The sequence below is a fragment of the Pseudomonas juntendi genome (genome assembly GCF_009932375.1).
GTDB lineage: Bacteria > Pseudomonadota > Gammaproteobacteria > Pseudomonadales > Pseudomonadaceae > Aquipseudomonas > Aquipseudomonas juntendi.
Genome location: NZ_BLJG01000168.1, coordinates 21,466 through 43,503 on the forward strand (window position 1 = coordinate 21,466; position 22,038 = coordinate 43,503).

General features: G+C 67.9%; 1 protein-coding gene. It reads left to right on the forward strand.

The genetic code is table 11. From position 1 onward, the window contains the following. Nucleotides 1-59 precede the first annotated feature (59 nt). On the forward strand, nt 60-22,038 hold a 21,979-nt coding region (locus GYA94_RS28790), incomplete at its 3' end, for a non-ribosomal peptide synthase/polyketide synthase (protein WP_438826250.1).

Below are 22,038 nucleotides of genomic sequence, written 5' to 3' on the forward strand. Positions count from 1 at the left end.
GTCACGATCCATTAGCGTGTCCCCCAACCTTATTTCCAGGCAAAGCAGGATGCTTACCGATGCACTTCAGCGAACTGATGGCAGCTCTTTCCACCCGTGCAATCCGACTCCAGCGTGAAGACCAGGACCTGATCGTCCTCGGTGACGACGAAAACCTGGACGATCATTTGTGGGAGGCGCTGTCACGGCACAAGCCGGCCTTGCTGGAGATGCTTGCCGAACAGGATGACGACTGGCTCAGCCCGGCCTTTCGCATCACCCCCGACATGCTGCCACTGGTAACCCTGGACCAGGCCGCCATCGACCGCATCGTCGAGCAGGTGCCGGGCGGTGCTGCCAACGTGCAGGACATCTACCCGCTGGCACCGTTGCAGCAGGGCATGCTTTACCACCACCTGGCCGCCAGCGACGGCGACCCGTACCTGTCGCAGGTGCAACTGCATTTTGCCAGCAAGGAGCACCTGGAGGCCTTTGCCCAGGCGCTGCAATGGGTCATCCAGCGGCACGACATTCTGCGTACTGCCGTGCACTGGGAGTACCTGGACAACCCGGTACAGGTGGTCTGGCGTGAAGCTGCACTGGTCCGCGAGGCCCTCCCACTGGCCGGCAGCCACGCACTGGCCAGCCTGTGCCAGCGCTTCGACCCGCGTCACTACCGGCTCGACCTGCGCCAGGCGCCGTTGATGCAACTGGTGCATGCCCAGGGCGAGGGCGAGCAATGGGTTGCGCTGCTGATGTTCCACCACGTGATCATGGACCACACCGCGCTGGACATCGTGCGCCGCGAACTGCAGGCCCACCTTGCCGGCACCTGCGCGCAGCTACCGCCACCCATGCCGTTTCGCAATGTGCTGGCGGCAGCGCGCCAGGCCCTCGACGAACAGGCCCATGAACATTTCTTCGGTGAAATGCTGGGTGACATCGATGAGCCCACGCTCGCCTTCGGCCAGCAGGACAAGGTCGACCAGCCCCTGCAGCAGGCACGCCTGACCCTGGCGCCGGCGCTCAGCCAGCGCCTGCGTGCCCAGGCCCGGCAGTTGGGGGTGAGCCCGGCCAGCGTACTGCACCTGGGTTTCGCCCGGTTGATCGGCCAGCTCTCGGCACGCCAGGCCGTGGTGTTCGGCAGCGTGTTGCTGGGCCGCATGACCACCGGCGTTGGCGGCGAGCAGGCGCTGGGTATGTTCATCAATACCTTGCCGCTGCGCATCGACCTGGGCCAGCACAGCGTGCGCGACGGGCTGCTGGCCACCCATCGCCGGCTCAGCGCCTTGCTCGGCCATGAGCAGGCATCGTTGGCCCTGGCCCAGCGTTGCAGCGGCGTGGCCGCGCCGGCGCCGCTGTTCAACAGCATGCTCAATTACCGCCACAGTGACGCGGGCGACGCGGCGGAGATCATACCGGTTGCCCCCGGCATCGATATTGTCGGCGCCGAAGAACGTACCGATTATCCGCTGACCGTCAGTGTCGATGACCTGGGTGAGGACCTGCGCCTCACGGTACAGAGCCTGCCCCAATGGCATGCGCCGCGCCTGTGCGCGCAGTTCGAACAGGTGCTGGCCAGCCTGGTGGAGGCCTTGGAACAGGCACCGGGCACGCCGTTGCAAGCGCTGGCGGTGTTGCCGGCCGACGAGCGCGAGCAGGTGCTGCAACAGTTCAACGACAGCGCCCGGCACTACCCGCAGGGTAGCACCGTACATGCGCTGGTCGAGGCCCAGGCTGCCCACATACCCGACGCGCCGGCGCTGCTGCAGGCCGGCCAGGCGCTGAGCTACGGTGAACTCAATCGCCAGGCCAACCAGCTGGCCCACCAGTTGCGCGCGCGGGGTGTGCAACTCGGTGACCGGGTCGCCTTGTGCCTGCCGCGCAACGCCAGGCGGCTGGTGGGCATGCTTGGCGTGCTCAAGGCCGGTGCGGCCTACGTTCCGATTGACCCGGGTTACCCGGCCGCCCGCATTGCCTACCTGCTCGACGACAGCGCGCCGCTGCTGTTGCTGGCGGAAACCACCGTCGACGGCTTGCCCGGCGCTGTGCCGCGGCTGGACCTGGACCAGGCCGAGGCCTATGCCGCCGACGACAGCAACCCCCAGGTGCCGGGGCTGGATGCGCAGCAGCTGGCCTACCTGGTGTACACCTCCGGGTCCACCGGGCAACCCAAAGGGGTGATGGTCGAGCACCATGCCCTGGCCAACCTGGTGCACTGGCATTGCCAGGCGTTTGCCGTGGACAACGCCAGCCAGGCTTCCAGCCTGGCCGGTTTCGGCTTCGATGCCATGGCCTGGGAGGTGTGGCCAAGCCTGAGCGCCGGGGCCACCTTGCACCTGCCACCGGCACACATTGGCAACGAGCATGTCGACGAACTGCTCGACTGGTGGCTGCAGCAGCCGCTGACGGTCAGCTTCCTGCCTACGCCGGTGGCCGAGCAGGCCTTGCGCCGTGAGCATCAGCACCCGACCTTACGCACCCTGCTGGTCGGTGGTGACCGCCTGCGCCAGTTCGACCGCGACCCAGGCTTTGCCGTGGTCAACAACTACGGCCCGACCGAGACTACCGTCGTGGCCACCTCGGGGCTGCTCAGCCCAGGTAATGCACTGCACATCGGCCGACCGACTGCCAACACCCGGCTCTATGTGCTCGACCAGGGCCTGCAACCTGTGCCCGTGGGCGTCGCCGGCGAGCTGTACATCGGCGGTGCGCAAGTGGCGCGGGGCTACTTCAACCGCCCAGCATTGACCGAAGAGCGCTTCCTGGCCGACCCGTTCAGCTCCCAGGCCAATGCCCGCATGTACCGCAGCGGCGACCTGGTGCGCTGGAACAGCGATGGGACCCTTGACTACCTCGGGCGCAACGACGACCAGGTGAAGATCCGCGGGGTGCGGGTCGAACTGGGTGAAGTCGAAGCCGCCCTCGCGGCGCAACCGGGCGTCGACGCGGCCGTGGTGCTGGTCCGCGGCGAACGGCTGCTGGCCTGGTACACCGAAACCACCCCGTTGGACCCGCATACCCTGCGCGAGGCGCTGCGCGCCTGCCTGCCTGCACACATGCTGCCGGTGGCGTTCACCCGCCTGGCCGAACTGCCGTTGACCAGCCACGGCAAGCTTGACCGCCGCGCGCTCCCGGAACCGGCCACTGGCGAACTGTTCGGCCAGCAGTACGAGGCGCCGCAAGGCGCTACCGAAACGGCCGTGGCGCAGGTCTGGGCCGAGGTGCTGGGTGTCGAGCGGGTGGGGCGGCAGGACAACTTCTTCGAACTTGGCGGCCATTCGCTGCTGGCCGTTACGCTGGTCGAGCGGTTGCGTGGCGCAGGGATGGTCATTGATGTACGGGTGCTGTTTGCCCAACCGACCGTGCTGGCGTTGGCCGCTGTCGTGGGGGCCGGTGCGGAAATCGCCGTGCCCGCCAACCGCGTCCCGCAGGGCGCCGAGCGCATCACCCCGGGCATGCTCAGCCTGGTCGAGCTGGAGCAGACGGTCATCGACCAGGTGGTTGCCAGTGTGCCGGGCGGCGCCGCCAACGTGCAGGAGATCTACCCCCTGGCACCGCTGCAGCAGGGGGTGCTGTACCACCACCTGAGCGCGGAGCAAGGCGACCCCTACCTGCTGCAGACGCGCCTGGCATTCGACAGCGTGGAGCGCTTGCTGGCCTGGGCCGGGGCGTTGCAACAGGTGATCGACCGCCACGACATCCTGCGCACGGCCGTGCTCTGGCAGGGCCTGCCGCAGCCCCTGCAAGTGGTATGGCGCGAGGCACTGCTGGGTGTTCATGAAGTCGATGACCTGCCCGAGCAGCCCGGCGTGGCTCGTATCGACCAGTTGCACGCGCGCTTCGACGCCCGCCACCACCGCATGGACCTGGGCCAGGCCCCGCTGACCCGCTTGTACTACAGCCTCGACCCGGCCAACCAGCAAGTCGTGGCGGTACTGCTGTTCCATCACCTCACCCTCGACCATACCGCCATGGACGTGGTGGCCCGTGAAATGCGGGCGCTGCTGTTCGGCCAGGGCCACAGCCTGCCGCCGCCGGTGCCGTACCGCAACTATGTGGCCCAGGCCTGCCTGGGCGACCAGGGCGGGCATGAAGCGTTCTTCCGCGACATGCTGGCCGACGTCGAGGAGCCGACCTTGCCGTTGGGCCATGCCGACGTGCAGGGCGACGGCCGTGCTGTGCAGAGTGCCACGCAAGCCCTCGACGCTGGGCTGGCCGGGCGTTTGCGCAGCCAGGCCCGGCAGCTGGGGGTCAGCGCCGCAAGCCTGATGCACCTGGCCTGGGCCCGTGTGCTCGGCGTGCTGGCCAACCGCGACGACGTGGTTTTCGGCACCGTGCTGATGGGCCGCCTGCAAGGGGGCGAGGGCGCCGACCGCGCCTTGGGCATGTTCATCAATACCTTGCCGCTGCGGGTCGACACGCGGCAGCCAGTCGCCAGCGCCGTGCGCGCCGCCCACCGCAGCCTGGCAGCGCTGCTGGCCCATGAGCACGCACCGCTGGCCCTGGCCCAGCGCTGCAGCGGCGTGCCCGCTTCGGCGCCCTTGTTCAGCGCTTTGCTCAATTATCGGCACAGTGCCGACGATGCGCCGCGTGAAGGCGAGGGCATATGGGAGGGGGTGCGGCTGCTGGGTGGCGAAGAGCGCAGCAACTACCCCTTGACCCTCAGCGTCAACGACCTGGGCCAAGGGTTCACGTTCAGCGTTCTGGCTGTGCCTGGCATTGGCGCGGCGCGGGTGGCGGCCTGGATGTGCAACGCCGTCGCCGAACTGGTCCAGGCCCTGGAGCTCAGCCAGGGCACCCCACTGAACGGCCTGTCCATCCTCGACGAAGACGCCCGTCAGCAGTTGCTCGGCCGCTTCAACGCCACCGCGCAAGCCTTCCCCCCGGCGACCACGGTGCAGGCGTTGATCGAGGCCCAGGCCGCCCGCACGCCAGACGCCAGCGCAGTAAGCCAGGGTGAGGAAACGCTCAGTTACGGCGAGCTGAACCGGCGTGCCAACCAGCTGGCGCACCAGCTGATCGCCATGGGCGTGCAGTGTGGTGACCGCGTTGCACTGTGCCTCGGGCGCCACTGCGAACGCATTGTCGGCCTGTTGGCGGTGCTCAAGGCCGGCGCGGCGTACGTGCCGGTAGACCCGGGGTACCCGGCCGAGCGCATTGCCTACCTGCTGGCCGACAGTGCCCCACGCTTGGTACTGGCCGACACGCAAACCACCGGGCTGCCGACCGCTGTCCCTCGGCTCGACCTGGATTCGCCAGCGGCTTACCACCGCCTCAGCGACAACCCACAAGTACCTGGGCTGGGTCCCCAGCAACTGGCCTACCTGGTCTACACCTCGGGCTCCACCGGCCAACCCAAAGGCGTGATGGTCGAGCACCACACCCTGCTCAACCTGGTGCACTGGCACTGCCAGGCATTTGCCGTGCAGCCCGGTACCCGTACCTCGAGCGTGGCCGGCTTCGGTTTCGACGCCATGGCCTGGGAGGTCTGGCCGGCCTTGTGCGCTGGGGCCACCCTGCACCTGCCGCCGGCAGCGGTCGGCAACGAGCACGTGGAGGAACTGCTGGACTGGTGGCAGCAACAGCCCTTGGCGGTGAGCTTCCTGCCCACCCCGGTGGCCGAGCAGGCATTGCGTCGCTCGGTACAGCACCCGACCCTGCGTACCCTGCTGGTGGGTGGCGACCGCCTGCGCCAGTTCGACCGCGACCCAGGCTTTGCCGTGGTCAACAACTACGGCCCCACCGAAACCACCGTGGTCGCGACTTCGGGGGCCTTGCAGCCCGGTGCGGCGCTGCACATCGGCAAACCCGTCGCCAATACCCGGGTGTATGTGCTGGATGAGCGCCGGCAACCAGTGCCTGCCGGTGTGGTTGGCGAGCTGTACATTGGCGGCGCGCAGGTTGCACGGGGCTATTTCAACCGCCCTGAGCTGACCCAACAGCGCTTCCTGGCCGACCCTTTCAGCCGCCTGCCGGGCGCGCGGATGTACCGAAGCGGTGACCTGGTGCGGTGGAATACCGACGGGACGCTGGACTATCTGGGCCGCAATGACGACCAGGTGAAGGTCCGCGGTGTGCGCGTGGAGCTGGGCGAGATCGAGGCCGCGCTGGCTGCCCAGCCGGGCGTGCGTGATGCGGTGGTGCTGGTCCGCGACCAACGCCTGCTGGCCTGGTTCACTGCAAGCGCCGCTGTGACGGTCGACCACCTGCGCCAGGCCTTGCAAGCCTGCCTGCCGGCCTACATGGTGCCGCAGGCGCTGATGCGCCTGGAAACACTGCCGCTCACCCCCCATGGCAAGCTCGACCGCCGCGCGCTGCCCGACCCGGACACTACCGACCTGGTCGGGCACGGCTACGAAGCCCCTGTGGGCGAGACCGAAGTCGCCATGGCGGCCATATGGGCGCATGTGCTGGGTGTCGACCGGGTAGGGCGCCACGATAACTTCTTCGAGCTGGGTGGCCACTCGCTGTTGGCGGTGAGCCTCATCGAGCGCTTGCGCCAACGAGGCCTGCCAACCGATGTGCGGGTGCTGTTTGGCCAGCCCACGGTCGCCTCGCTGGCATCTGCCATAGGCCAGAACCGGCAAGTGGCCGTGCCGGAAAACCGTATTGCGCCTGGCTGCACACAGCTCACCCCGGACATGCTGCCGTTGCTGACCCTGGACCAGGCGTCGCTGGAGCGCATTGTTGCAGCGGTACCTGGCGGCGCCGCCAATGTGCAGGATATCTACCCATTGGCGCCGTTGCAGGAAGGTATTCTCTACCACCACCTGAGTGCGACCGGCGAAGACCCCTACCTGCTGCAATGGCCGATCCGCTTTGACAGCCTGGCCCGCCTGCAAGCCTTTGCCGGCGCCCTGGACAAGGTCATCGCCCGGCACGATGTGCTGCGCACCGCCGTGCTCTGGGACAGCCTGGCACAGCCGGTCCAGGTCGTGCTGCGCACGGTCGCCCCGGTTGCCACAGGCGCGGCCACCCGCACGGCCTTTGACCTGAGCCAGGCCCCGCTGATCCGCCTGCACTATCACGGCGCAGAAGGCCCCATCGAAGCCACTTTGCTGTTCCACCATATCGCCCTCGACCACACCGCCATGAAAGCGGTGCTGGCTGAAATTCGCGACCACCTGCACGGCCTGCAACCCACGCAGGCCCCGGTGCCTTACCGCAACTACGTGGCCCAGGCACGCCTGGCCGTCAGCGAGGCTGACCACGAGGCGTTCTTCCGCGCGCAACTGGCCGATATCGACGAACCGACCTTGCCCTATGGGCTGACCGACTTGCAGCTCCAGGCCAGCCAGTTCGAGCAGGCCAGCGTGGCCCTGCAACCGGCTGCGTACCAGCGCCTGCGCAGCCAGGCGCGCCAGCTGGGTGTCAGCGCTGCAAGCCTGTTGCACCTGGCCTGGGCACGGCTGGTGGCGGGCACCAGTGGCAAGTCCAGCGTGGTGTTCGGCACCGTCCTGCTGGGCCGCCTGCAGGGTGGGGCCGGCGCCGATCGCGGCCTTGGCATGTTCATCAACACCTTGCCCCTGCGCCTCGACCTGCAGGGCCTGGATGTGCGCGAAGGGGTGCGCCAGGCCCACCAACGGCTGGCGGCACTGCTGGTGCATGAGCACGCGGCGTTGGCGTTGGCCCAGCGTTGCAGCGGCGTGGCCGCGCCCACACCGCTGTTCAGCGCCATGCTCAACTACCGCCATGGCGCCACGGCCAGCGAGCTGCAGGCACATGAGCAAGCGCTGGAAGGCGTGGAGGTATTGTCCCCGCGCGGGCATGGCAACTACCCGATCAGCATGAACATCGATGACCTGGGTGATGGCCTGCGCATCAGTGCGCAGGTCACCGCGCAGGTCGGTGCGCAACGCCTGTGCGAACAGATGCAACAGGTGCTGGTCGGCCTGCTGGACGCGCTGGAGCACGCGCCGGGCACACCGGTGCAACAGCTGTGCGTGCTCAGCCCGGCGGAGCGCGCACAGCTGCTGCAACGCCCTGCGCCACAGCCGCATGACCTTGAGCAGCCGCTGCACCACCTGTTCGAAGCTCAGGTCCGCCGTACCCCCGATGCCGTTGCGCTGGTGGCCGAAGAAGGCGAAATCAGTTACCGCCAGCTCGACGAACAGGCCAACCGCCTGGCCCACCACCTGGTCGGGCTGGGGGCCCAACCCGATGCCAGGGTGGCGATCTGTGTCGAGCGTGGGCTGAACATGGTGGTTGGCCTGCTGGCCATTCTCAAAGCCGGCGCTGCCTATGTGCCGGTCGACCCAGGTTACCCCGCCGAGCGTATTCGCCATATGCTGGCCGACAGCGCACCGCTGGCCGTGCTGGTACACGGTGCCACGCGCGACATCGCTGGCACCCTGGACCTGCCATGGGTCGACCTGGACCAGCCGTGCTGGCAGCAGCAACCGATCAGCAACCCGCGCATCGCCGGGCTGGGCGCCCGGCACCTGGCCTATGTGATCTACACCTCGGGCTCCACGGGCGTGCCCAAGGGGGTGATGGTCGAGCACCGCAACGTGGTCAACCTGGTGCACTGGAGCCGCCGCTTGTGCCCACACGTGGGCGAGGGCGGTGTGCTGCACAAGACCCCGGTCAGCTTCGATGCTTCGGTCTGGGAGCTGTTCTGGCCGCTGTGCAGCGGCTTGCGCCTGGTGCTGGCGCGCCCGGATGGCCAGCGCGACCCGGCTTACCTGGTGCAGTGGGTGCAGGCGCAGGCGGTGGCGGTGGTCCAGTTCGTGCCGGCCTTGCTGCAACAGTTCATCGAGCAGCCCGAGAGCCGCCACTGCAACAGCCTGACCGACATCGTGTGTGGCGGCGGTGAGCTGAGCGCAGCGCTGGCGGCCCAGGTGCGCCAGCGCTTGCCGCAGGTGCGCCTGCACAACGTCTACGGCCCTACCGAAACCACGGTGGACTGCAGCGCCTGGACCTTGCAGCCAGATGCCGCGCTCCCTCAAGGCAGCCTGCCCATCGGCCAGGCGGTCGACAATACCTGGCTCTGCGTGCTCGACAGCGACGACCAACTGGTGCCGTATGGTGTGGCCGGGCAGTTGCACATTGGCGGCGCCGGGGTAACGCGGGGTTACCTGGGGCTGCCTGAGCAGCAGGCGCAGCGCTTCATCGCCAGCCCGTTCGTCGAAGGTGAGCGCCTGTACCGCAGTGGTGACCTGGTGCGCCTGAACCAGGACGGCAACCTAGTATTCCTTGGCCGTTGCGACGAGCAGATCAAGCTGCGTGGGTTGCGCATCGAGCCGGGCGAGATCGAAGCCTGCCTTGCACAGCTCGCCGACGTGCGCGAGGCCGTTGTGCTCGCGGTGGACGACGTGCGCCTGGTCGCCTACTACACGGGTACGGAACAGCCGGTCGATGACCTGCGCCAGGCATTGCTGGCCCGGCTGCCCGAGTACATGGTGCCGGCCCAGTACATCCACCTTGAACAGCTACCCCTGACCCCCAACGGCAAGCTTGACCGCAAGGCACTGCCAGCGGCCGATACGGCCTTGCAAGGGCGACCTTACGAGGCCCCTGTGGGCCACACCGAGGCCTTGCTGGCGCGGTTGTGGCGCGAGCTGCTGGAGGTTGAGCAGGTGGGTAGGCACGACAATTTCTTCGAGCTGGGTGGGCACTCGCTGCTGGCCGTGAGCCTGACCGCGCGCTTGCGCCTGGAAGGTTTGCAGGTCGATGTGCGGACCTTGTTCGGCCAGCCGACCATTGCCGCACTGGCCTCCACGCTCGGTGCCGAGCAAGGTGTGGAAGTGCCGGAAAACCGAATTCCATCCGGTTGCACGCAGATCACCCCGCAGCTGCTCAGCCTGATCGACCTCGACCAGCCTGCCATCGACGCTATTGTCGCCAAGGTGCCAGGCGGCGCCGCCAACGTGCAGGACATCTACCCGTTGGCGCCGTTGCAGGAGGGGATTCTCTATCATCACCTGAGTGCCGAGCACGACCCCTACGTGCTGTTCTCCAAGCTACGCTTCGCCAGCCGTGAACGCTTGCACGCGTTCGCCAGCGCGCTGGACGCGGTCATCGCCCGGCACGATGTGCTGCGCACGGCCATTCTTTGGGAGGGCCTGCCGCAACCGGTGCAAGTGGTCTTGCGGGCCGTCGCACCGGTTGCGCAGGCAGGCGGCGACAACAGCCCATCCAGCACTGAATTCGACCTGAGCCAGGCGCCGCTGTTGCGCCTGCTGTACACCGACGCCGACGGCCCGATCGAGGCCACCTTGCAGTTCCACCACATCGTGCTCGACCACACGGCGCTCGACGTGGTTGGCGAAGAGCTCAGTGCCCACCTGCAGGGCGCTGCGGCCCCGGCCCATGCCCCTGTGCCGTACCGCAACTACGTAGCCCAGGCGCGCCTGGGCATCAGCCAGGCCGGGCACGAGGCGTTCTTCCGTGGGCAGCTCGCTGATATCGACGAGCCAACCCTGCCGTTCGGCCTGAGTGACGTGCAAGGCGATGGCCGCGACATCCACGAGGCCAAGTTGCCCCTTTCTGCCGACCTGGCCGGCCGCTTGCGCCACCAGGCGCGGCAGTTGGGCATCAGCGTGGCCAGCCTGTTCCACCTGGCCTGGGCGCGTTTGCTGGCCGCGGCCAGTGGCAAGCCCAGCGTAGTGTTCGGTACCGTGTTGCTGGGGCGTCTGCAGGGCGGCGAGGGTGCCGAGCGCGCGCTTGGGATGTTCATCAACACCCTGCCACTGCGCATCGACCTCGCCGGCGTCAGCCTGCGCGAGGCGGCCCATGTCACCCACCAGTCGCTCAGCGGCCTGCTGGCCCACGAGCATGCCTCGCTGGCCCTGGCGCAACGTTGCAGTGGCGTCGCCGCGCCGCTGCCGCTGTTCACCGCCATGCTCAACTACCGTCACGGTGCCCAGCCCGACACGGCGCAGCGCCAGGGCTGGGACGGCATCGAGGTGCTGCAGGGACAGGAGCGTACCAACTACCCATTGAGCTTGAACGTGGATGACCTGGGCGAAGGCTTCCGCCTGGTGGCCATGACCACTGCCGGCGTTGGCGCTGCGCGCATCTGCGGGCAAATGGAGCAGGTGTTGCAGGCCATGGTGCAGGCCCTGGAGCATGAACCGGCGCTGGCGTTGCAGCGCTTGCCGGTGCTGCAGGCCGAGGAACGCCAGCGGGTGCTGGCCGGGTTCAATGACACAGCCGTCGCCTACGACCTCGGGCAGACCTTGCACGGCCTGATCGAGGCGCAGGTTCGGCGCACCCCCGAGGCGCTGGCGGTCAGGGCCGAGGAGGGCGAGCTGACCTACGGCCAGCTCAACCAGCAGGCCAACCGCCTGGCGCACCACTTGATCGGCTTGGGGGTCAAACCGGACGATCGCGTGGCCATCTGCGTCGAACGCGGGCTGTCGATGGTGGTGGGGCTGCTGGCCATTCTCAAGGCCGGTGGCGCTTATGTGCCGGTGGACCCGGATTACCCGGCCGAGCGCGTGCGGCACATGCTCAGCGACAGCGCGCCGGTGGCGGTGCTGGTGCATGCGGCTACCCGGCACGTGCCGGAGGCGGGTCTGCTCATTGATCTGGACCAGCCGAGCTGGGCGGATCAGCCTGTGGTTGACCCGGTTGTAGCAGGGCTGAATGCCCGGCACCTGGCCTACGTGATCTACACCTCCGGTTCGACCGGGCTACCGAAAGGCGTGATGAACGAGCACGCCGGGGTGGTCAACCGCCTGCTGTGGATGCAGGACGCTTACGGCCTGGATGCGGCCGACGTGGTGCTGCAGAAAACCCCGTTCAGTTTTGACGTGTCGGTGTGGGAATTCCTCTGGCCGTTGCAGACCGGTGCACGGCTGGTCATGGCCCGCCCCGGTGGGCACCGAGACCCCGAATACCTGCGCGAGGTAATCGCCCGCGAGCACGTCACCACCCTGCATTTCGTACCCTCGATGCTCGACGTGTTCCTGTCCTCGACAGCCCCTGTCGCCGGGGCTGCTACGCAGCCCGATCACAACGCAATGCCGCGCCTACCCTACGGGGAAGCAGTGCCTGATGATCAATATTCCGAGCCTTCCCAGCCCTCGAAGACGAACGAGGCCCCTGTAGGAGCGGCCTCGTGTCGCGAAAGGGCCGCACAGCGGCCCCAGGATTTCCAAACCGACATCATTACCGCCGGGACAGCCGCGCAGCCCGATCACAACACAATGCCGCGCCTACCCTTGATACGTGTGATCTGCTCCGGTGAGGCATTGCCGGGGAATCTGGTGCGGCGCTTCCACGCTCAGCTGCCAACCGTCGAGCTGCACAACCTCTACGGCCCGACCGAAGCCGCGGTGGATGTCAGCGCCTGGCACTGCACCAGCGCTCCGGACAACACCCCGATCGGCAAACCCATCGCCAACACCACCCTGTACATCCTCGACGACCAGCAGCAACCGGTGCCCCAGGGGGTAGCCGGCGAGCTCTACATCGGCGGCGTGCAGGTGGCCCGGGGTTACCTCAACCGTGCCGAACTCACCGCCGAGCGCTTCATCGACGACCCGTTCGTACCCGGCGCACGCCTGTACCGCACCGGTGACCTGGCACGCCACCTGCCCGACGGCAACATCGAATACCTCGGCCGCAACGACGACCAGGTCAAACTGCGTGGCCTGCGCATCGAACTGGGTGAAATCCAGGCCGGCCTCACGGCCATCGAAGGCGTCAAGGAGGCGGTGGTGCTGGCCCATGACCAGCGCCTGGTTGCCTACTACACTGGCGACGCACAACCGGTGGACACCCTGCGCAGCGCATTGCTCACCCATCTGCCCGAATTCATGGTGCCGGCACAGTTCATGCACCTGCAGGCTCTGCCGCTGAGCCCCAACGGCAAGCTCGACCGCAAGGCTCTGCCAGCCCCCGGCCCCCTCCAGGACCGCCCGTTCGAGGCCCCGCAAGGCGACACCGAACACCTGCTGGCGGCCCTGTGGGCCGAGCTGCTGGGCGTAGAGCGGGTAGGGCGGCATGACAACTTCTTCGAACTGGGCGGGCACTCGCTGTTGGCCGTCAGCCTGACCGCGCGCCTGCGTGCCCAAGGCCTGCACGCCGATATCCGCGTGTTGTTCGGCCAACCCACCCTGGCTGCGCTCGCCGCGGCGCTGGGCGCTGACACACGCGTGGCGGTGCCGGCCAACCGTATTGTCCGGGGGACCACGGCGATCACCCCGGCCATGCTGCCGCTGGCCGACCTGTCGCAGGCGGCCATCGACACCCTGGTCGCGCAGGTGCCCGGGGGTATCCAGAACATTCAGGACATCTACGGCCTGGCGCCGTTGCAACAGGGCATTCTCTACCACCACCTGGCCAGCGACGGCGCCGACCCGTACGTGTTGCAAGCGCGCTTCGCCTTCCCTGGCCAAGCCGAACTGGACGCTTTTGCCGCCGCCCTCGACCAGGTCATTGCCCGCCACGACATCTTGCGCACCAGCATTCACTGGCAAACCCTGGAAGAACCGGTGCAAGTGGTCTGGCGTACGGTGCCGTCGCTAGCCGCCAGCATGCACTGCGCACCCGCCTACACAGGTATCGGCCTTGGCCAGGCCCCGCTGGTGCGGCTGTTGCCCGAGCAGACCGACACGGGCCTGCAAGCCACGCTGCTGATCCACCACATCATCCTTGACCACGCCGCCGTCGAGCAGTTGGTGGCGGAAATCACGGCTGTGCTGCAGGGCCGCCCGCTCGCCGAGGCCAGCGTGCCTTACCGCAATTATGTGGCCCAGGCGCGCCTGGGCGCCGATCCCCAAGCCGATGAAGCATTGTTCCGCGAACTGCTGGGCGACATCGATGAGCCCACCCTGGTCTACGGCCTGCACGATGCGCACGGTGACACCCGTGACGTACACGACAGCCGCCTGACCGTGGATGCCGCACTGTGCGGGCGCTTGCGCGAGCAGGCGCGGCACTTGGGCGTGAGCGTCGCCAGCCTGATGCACCAGGCCTGGGCGCAAGTACTGGCGCAGTTGTCCGGCCGCGAAGAGGTGGTGTTCGGCACGGTGCTGCTGGGCCGCCTGCAGGGCGGCGAAGGTGCCGAACGGGCGCTGGGCATGTTCATCAACACCTTGCCCCTGCGCGTCAGCGTCGGTGCCGCAGGCACTGCCGAGGGCGTGCGCCTTACCCACCAGCGCCTGGCGCGGCTGCTGGCCCACGAACAGGCGTCGCTGGCCCTGGCCCAGCGCTGCAGCGGCGTGCCGGCGAGCCAGGCGCTGTTCACCAGCCTGCTGAACTACCGCCACAGCGCCCCGGCCAAGGTCGAACTGCGCCAGGCATGGCAGGGCATCGAGCAGATCGCCGCCCACGAGCGCAGCAACTACCCACTGGTGGTGAACATCGATGACCTGGGCGAAGGCCTGGTGCTCACCGTGCAGGCGGTGTCGCAGGTAGACGGCGGGCAGGTTTGCCGCCTGCTGGCGACCGCGCTGGCGCAACTGGCCGATGCCTTGCAACAGGCCCCGGCCACGCCGTTGCATACGCTCAGCCAACTGGCGCCCGGCGAACGCGAACTGCTGCTGCAGGGCTTCAACGCCACCCGCCGAGACTACCCGCACGAGCATGCGCTGCACCAACTGGTCGGCACCCATGCCGCCCTCACGCCACAGGCGACCGCCGTGGTGCACGGGCAGCGCGAGTGGTCCTATCAGCAACTGGATGAGCATGCCAACCGCTTGGCTCACCACCTGCTCAGCCTGGGCGTAAACCCGGGTGAGCGGGTGGCACTGTTGCTGCCGCGCAGCTTCGACCTGCTGGCCGCGCAATTGGCCGTGAGCAAATGCGCCGCGGTATTCGTGCCGCTGGACAGCAATGCCCCGGTTGAACGCCAGGCGTTCATGATCCAGGACTGCCAGGCCCGCGTACTGCTGACGCTCGCCAGCCAGGGGCAAACCGGCGGGGCCGTGCGGGTAGAGCTGGACCGCTGCGACCTGTCCGCCTGCCCCCACCATGCACCGGCCCTGACGGTGACCGCGCAAAGCGCGGCCTACGTCATGTACACCTCGGGCTCGACGGGCACGCCGAAAGGTGTGCTGGTTCCTCACCGGGCGATCGTCAGGCTGGCCATCAACAACGGCTTTGCCGAGTTCAACCGTGACGACCGGGTGGCCTTCGCCTCCAACCCGGCATTCGACGCCAGTACCCTGGAGGTATGGGCGCCGCTGCTCAACGGCGCCTGCGTGGTGGTGATCGACCAGCCGCAGGTGCTGTGCCGCGAGGCCTTGCGCGATGTATTGGTGAGCCAGCAGGTGAGCGTGCTGTGGCTGACCGCAGGCTTGTTCCACCAGTTTGCCGATGCCTTGCTGCCAGCCTTCGCCAAGCTGCGCTACCTGATGGTGGGCGGCGACGTGCTGGACCCGGCAGTGATCGCCCGGGTGCTGCGCGACGGTGCGCCGCAGCACTTGCTCAATGGCTACGGCCCGACCGAGGCCACCACTTTCAGCACCACCCATGAAATAACGGCTGTGGGCCAAGGCAGCATTCCGATCGGCAAGCCCATCGGCAATGGCCGCTGCTACGTGCTCGATGCCCGTCGGCAACCGGTCCCGCTGGGCGCCGTAGGCGAGTTGTATATCGGTGGCGATGGCGTGGCGCTGGGTTACCTTGGCCAGCCCGCGCTGACCGCCGAACGCTTCCTCGATGACCCTTTCAGTGGCCAGGCAGGGGCGCGCATGTACCGCAGCGGCGACTTGGTCAGCTGGCAGGCCGACGGCACGCTGCGCTACCTTGGGCGTGCCGACCAGCAGGTCAAGCTGCGCGGGTTCCGTATCGAACTCGGGGAAATCGAAGCGTGTCTCGGCCAGTGCGAAGGCGTGCGCGACAGCGCCGTGGTCCTGCGTGAAGACGCCCCGGGCGACAAACGCCTGGTGGCTTACTTCACCGCGCACGCGGCAGCGCCGCTGGTCGCCGACTTGCACGGCCGCCTGCAAAGCCTGCTGCCGGACTACATGGTGCCGGCGGCCTACGTGTGCCTGGCCGAGCTGCCATTGACCGCCAACGGCAAGCTTGACCGCCGTGCACTGCCGCTTCCGGGCAGCGACGCCCTGGTGAGCCGGGCTTTCGAGGCCCCGCAAGGGGCTGTGGAAGTTGCCCTGGCCGCCATCTGGGCCGAGGTGCTGAAGGTCGAGCAGGTCGGGCGCCATGACCACTTCTTCGAACTGGGTGGCCATTCGCTGCTGGCGGTAACCCTGGTCGAGCGCATGCGCAAGGCTGGCCTGCTTGCCGATGTGCGTGTCCTGTTCGCCCAGCCGACCCTGGCGGCACTGGCCGCTGCCGTGGGCAGTGGGCGCGAGGTGGACGTACCGGCCAACCGGGTACCGGTCGACGCCCAGGTGATCACCTCGGCGATGCTCAGCTTGATCGAACTGGATCAGGCCAGCATCGACCGTATCGTTGCCAGCGTGCCGGGTGGTGCAGCCAACGTGCAGGAAATCTACCCGCTGGCACCGCTGCAGGAAGGCATTCTTTACCACCACCTCAGCGCCGAGCAGGGCGACCCGTACCTGCTGCAGTCACGCCTGGCGTTCGACAGCCTGGCCGACCTGCAGCGCTGGGCTGGCGCGCTGCAGCAGGTGATCGACCGCCACGACATCCTGCGCACCGCTGTGCTCAGCGAAGGCCTCGAGCAGGCGGTACAAGTGGTTTGGCGCAAGGCCCGCATGGCGGTTACCGCTGTCGAGGGGCTGGGCAGCGAAGCGGTGCTCGATGCCTTGCAGGCACGCTACGATGCCCGCCACCAGCGCCTGGACCTGGCCTGCGCACCTTTGCTGCGCCTGGTGTATGCGGCCGACCCGCGCAACCAGCGGGTGGTGGCGATACTGCAGTTCCACCACCTGGCCCTGGACCATACCGCCATGGAGGTCATCGCGGGCGAAATGCAGGCATTGATGGACGGGCAGGGCGCACAGCTGCCCGCGCCGGTGCCGTACCGTACGTACGTGGCCCAGGCGCGGTTGGCGGCAGACGATGCCGGCCATGAGGCATTCTTCCGCGAGATGCTGGGTGACCTGGATGAGCCCACCCTGCCGTTCGGACTGGCCGATGTGCAGGGCGAAGGGCATGCCATCGAAGAGGCCCAACTGCAGCTGGATGCCACCTTGGCCCGCAACCTGCGCGAACAGGCCCGGCGCCTGGGCGTCAGTGTCGCCAGCCTGGCCCACCTGGCCTGGGCGCGGGTACTGGGGGTGCTGGCCAACCGCAGCGACGTGGTCTTCGGCACGGTGCTGATGGGCCGCCTGCAAGGCGGTGCAGGGGCTGACCGGGCACTGGGTGTGTTCATCAACACCTTGCCGCTGCGCATCGACCTGTCGACGCCGGTAGTGCAGGCGGTGCGCCTGACCCACCAGCGGCTGTCTGCGCTGCTGCAACACGAGCATGCCTCGCTGGCCCTGGCCCAGCGTTGCAGCGCCGTGGCGGCGTCTTCGCCGCTGTTCAGCGCTTTGTTCAACTACCGCCATAGCAGTGCCGCTGGCCCTGCTGCCGGCAGCCAAGGCGTGCGCCTGCTGGGAGGGGAGGAACGCAGCAACTACCCGTTGACCCTCAGTGTCGACGACCTGGGCGAAGGTTTTGCCTTGAGCGTTCTGGCCCAGCAGGGCGTAGGCGCCGAGCAGGTGGCATGCTGGATGAGCCAGGCACTCGCGCAACTGGCCCAGGCACTGGCGCAGGGCGCAACCGCTGCGGTGAGCACGCTGCCGATTATCGACCAGGCGGCACGCCAGCAGTTGCTGGACACCTTCAATGCAACCCGGCGCGACTATCCGACCGGGCGCACCGTGCATGCCCTGGTCGAAGCCCAGGCCGCACGCACGCCGCAGGCTGCGGCGCTGGTCCAGGGTGGCCGGGTGCTGAGCTATGGCGAGCTGAACCGTAGCGCCAACCGCCTGGCCCATTACCTGATTGCCCAGGGCGTGCAGGTGGGTGACCGGGTTGCCCTGTGCCTGCCGCGCAGCCTGGAGCGCCAGATCGGCTTGCTGGCCGTGCTGAAGGCCGGCGCTGCCTATGTGCCGATCGACCCGACCTACCCGGCCGAGCGGATCGCCTACCTGTTGGCCGACAGCGCGCCTGCGCGGGTGGTGGTCGAGTCTGCGACCCGGGCCTTGGTGGGCGACGCCCCGTGCATCGTGCTGGACAGCGACGCCTGGCAAGGCGCAGCGCAGGGCAACCCGCAGGTGGCTGGCCTGGATCACCAGCAACTGGCCTATGTGATCTATACCTCCGGCTCCACCGGGCAGCCCAAGGGGGTGATGGTCGAGCATGCGACGCTGGCCAACCTGGTGCACTGGCACTGCGAGGCCTTTGCCGTGACGGCAGGCAGCCATACCAGCAGCGTGGCTGGGTTCGGCTTCGATGCGCTGGCCTGGGAAATCTGGCCGACGCTGTGCGCAGGGGCGGTGTTGCACCTGCCGCCGCTGCAAGTGGCCAGTGAACACGTGGACGAATTGCTCGACTGGTGGTTGGAACAACCGCTGGCCGTCAGCTTCCTGCCAACGCCGGTCGCCGAACAGGCCCTGCGCCGGGAGCGCCAGCACCCGACCTTGCGGACCTTGCTGGTCGGTGGCGACCGCTTGCGGGCGTTCGAACACGACCCAGGCTTTAGCGTGGTGAACAACTATGGCCCGACCGAAACAACGGTGGTGGCCAGCGCTGGCCGGGTGCTGCCTGGCAGCGTACCGCACATCGGCAAGCCCATCGCCAACACCCGTGTCTATGTGCTCGATGAACAGCGCCAGCCAGTGCCGGTGGGCGCGGCCGGTGAGCTGTACATCGGCGGGGCCGGGGTGGCACGCGGTTACTTCAGGCGTGAGGCGCTGAGCGCCGAGCGCTTCCTGGCCGACCCGTTCAGCAGCGAGGCCCATGCGCGCATGTACCGCAGCGGTGACCTGGTGCGTTGGAATGCCGATGGCACCCTGGACTACCTGGGCCGCAACGATGACCAGGTGAAGATCCGTGGTGTGCGGGTCGAGTTGGGCGAAATCGAAAGCGTGCTGGCTGCCCAACCGGGCGTGATCGATGCCGTGGTGCTGGTGCGCGGTGAGCGCCTGCTGGCCTGGTTCACCGCCAGCGCGCCGGTTGCCCCGGACGCGTTGCGTGAGGCGATGCAGGCGAGCTTGCCGCCACACCTGGTGCCGTTGGCGTTCACCCGCCTGGACCATTTGCCGCTGACCCGGCATGCCAAGCTCGACCGCAAGGCCTTGCCAGACCCCGACCCGGCGCTGCTGGCCAGGCAGGAGTACGTGGCACCGCAAGGCGCAGTCGAAAGCGCACTGGCTGCCGTGTGGGCCGAGATGCTGCAGGTCGAGCGGGTGGGGCGGCACGACAACTTCTTCGAGCTGGGCGGCCATTCCCTGTTGGCGGTGAACCTGACGGCACGTTTGCGCCGCCAGGGCCTGCAGGTCGATGTGCGGACCTTGTTCGGCCAACCGAGCATCGCTGCGCTGGCGGCCACCCTGGGCCAGGCACGCGAGGTGGTGGTGCCGGAGAACCTGATCCCTGCCGGCTGCACCCACATCACCCCGGCCATGCTGCCGCTGCTGGCCCTGGAGCAGGGCGCGATCGAGCGTATCGTCGCCCAGGTGCCGGGCGGTGCGGCCAACGTGCAGGACATCTACCCACTGGCGCCGTTGCAGGAAGGTATCCTCTACCACCACCTGAGTGCTGCGGGCCACGACCCGTATGTGCTGCAATCACGCTTCGCCTTCGCCAGCCGGGAGCACCTGGCACGCTTTGCCCGCGCACTGGACAACGTCATCGCGCGTCACGACGTGCTGCGTACCGCCATCCTCTGGGACGGCTTGCCCCAGCCGGTGCAAGTGGTGCTGCGCGACGTTGCACCGCTTGTACCACAAACCCTTGGCAGCGGTGCTGCAGCGGGCCGACCGGTCTCTGCGGCTCTGGACTTGCGCCAGGCCCCGCTGCTGCGCCTGCTGTACACCGATGCGGACGGCCCGATCGAAGCGACCCTGCAGTTCCACCATATCGTGCTCGACCATACCGCCATGGAAGTGGTGGCCGAGGAGCTGATCGGCTTCTTGCAGGGCAACGACGAACCTGCACACGCCCCCGTGCCTTACCGCAACTATGTGGCCCAGGCACGCCTTGGACTCAGCCAGGATGCGCACGAAGCGTTCTTCCGTGAGCAACTGGCGGCGATCGACGAGCCGACCCTGCCGTTCGGCCTGAGCGATGTCCAAGGCGATGGCCGCGACATCGAAGAAGCGCAGCTGTGGCTGGATGACAGCCTGGGGCAACGGCTACGGGTGCAGGCGCGGCAACTGGGCATCAGCGTCGCCAGCCTGTTCCACCTGGCGTGGGCGCGCCTGCTGGGCGCCGCCAGCGGCCAACCGCGCGTGGTGTTCGGCACGGTGCTGCTAGGCCGCCTGCAAGGCGGCGAAGGCGCCGAGCGTGCGCTGGGCATGTTCATCAACACCTTGCCGTTGCGCATCGACCTGGCCGGCGTCAGCCTGCGCGAGGCGGCTCATGCTACCCACCAGTCCCTCAGCGCGCTGCTGGCCCACGAGCACGCCCCGCTGGCATTGGCGCAACGCTGCAGCGGCGTGGCGGCGCCGCAGCCATTGTTCAGCGCAATGCTCAACTACCGGCACAGCAGCCAGGCCACCGCCAGCCAGAAGCAGGCGACAGCAGGGATGGAAAGCCTGGAAAGCCAGGAGCGCAGCAACTACCCGCTGGGCCTGAACGTGGACGACACCGGGGGTGGTTTCCGCCTGGTGGCCATGACCACTGCCGGCGTTGGCGCTGCGCGCATCTGCGGGCAAATGGAGCAGGTGTTGCAGGCCATGGTGCAGGCCCTGGAGCATGAACCGGCGCTGGCGATGCAGCGCTTGCCGGTGTTGCAGGCCGAGGAACGCGAGCGGGTGCTGGCCGGGTTCAACGACACGGCCGTCGCCTACGACCTCGGGCAGACCTTGCACGGCCTGATCGAGGCGCAGGTTCGGCGCACCCCCGAGGCGGTGGCGGTCAGGGCCGAGGAGGGCGAGCTGAGCTACGGCCAGCTCAACCAGCAGGCCAACCGCCTGGCGCACCACTTGATCGGCTTGGGGGTGAAACCGGACGATCGCGTGGCCATCTGCGTCGAACGCGGCTTGTCGATGGTGGTGGGGCTGCTGGCCATTCTCAAGGCCGGTGGCGCTTATGTGCCGGTGGACCCGGACTACCCCGCCGAGCGCGTACGGCACATGCTGACCGACAGCGCGCCGGTGGCGGTGTTGGTGCATGCGGCTACCCGGCACGTGCCGGAAGCGGGTCTGCTCATTGATCTGGACCAGCCGAGCTGGGCTGATCAGCCTGTGGTTGACCCGGTTGTAGCAGGGCTGAATGCCCGGCACCTGGCCTACGTGATCTACACCTCCGGTTCGACCGGGCTGCCGAAAGGCGTGATGAACGAGCACGCGGGTGTCGTCAACCGCCTGCTGTGGATGCAGGCCGCTTACGGCCTGGGTGCGGCCGACGTGGTGCTGCAGAAAACCCCATTCAGCTTTGACGTATCGGTGTGGGAGTTCCTCTGGCCGTTGCAGACCGGCGCACGGCTGGTGATGGCCCGCCCCGGTGGGCACCGTGACCCCGAATACCTGCGCGAGGTAATCGCCCGCGAGCACGTCACCACCCTGCATTTCGTTCCCTCGATGCTCGACGTGTTCCTGTCCTCGACAGCCCCTGTGGGAGCGGCCTCTTGTCGCGAAAGGGCCGCACAGCGGCCCCAGGATTCCCAAGCCGACACCATTACCGCCGGGGCTGCCGCGCAGCCCGATCACAACCCAATGCCGCGCCTACCCTTGATACGTGTGATCTGCTCGGGTGAAGCCTTGCCGGGGAATCTGGTACGGCGCTTCCACGCTCAGCTGCCAGCCGTCGAGCTGCACAACCTCTACGGCCCGACCGAAGCCGCGGTGGATGTCAGCGCCTGGCACTGCACCACTGCCCCGGACAACACCCCGATCGGCAAACCCATCGCCAACACCACCCTGTACATCCTCGACGACCAGCAGCAACCGGTCCCCCAGGGTGTAGCCGGCGAGCTGTACATCGGCGGCGTGCAAGTGGCCCGGGGTTACCTCAACCGCGCCGAAC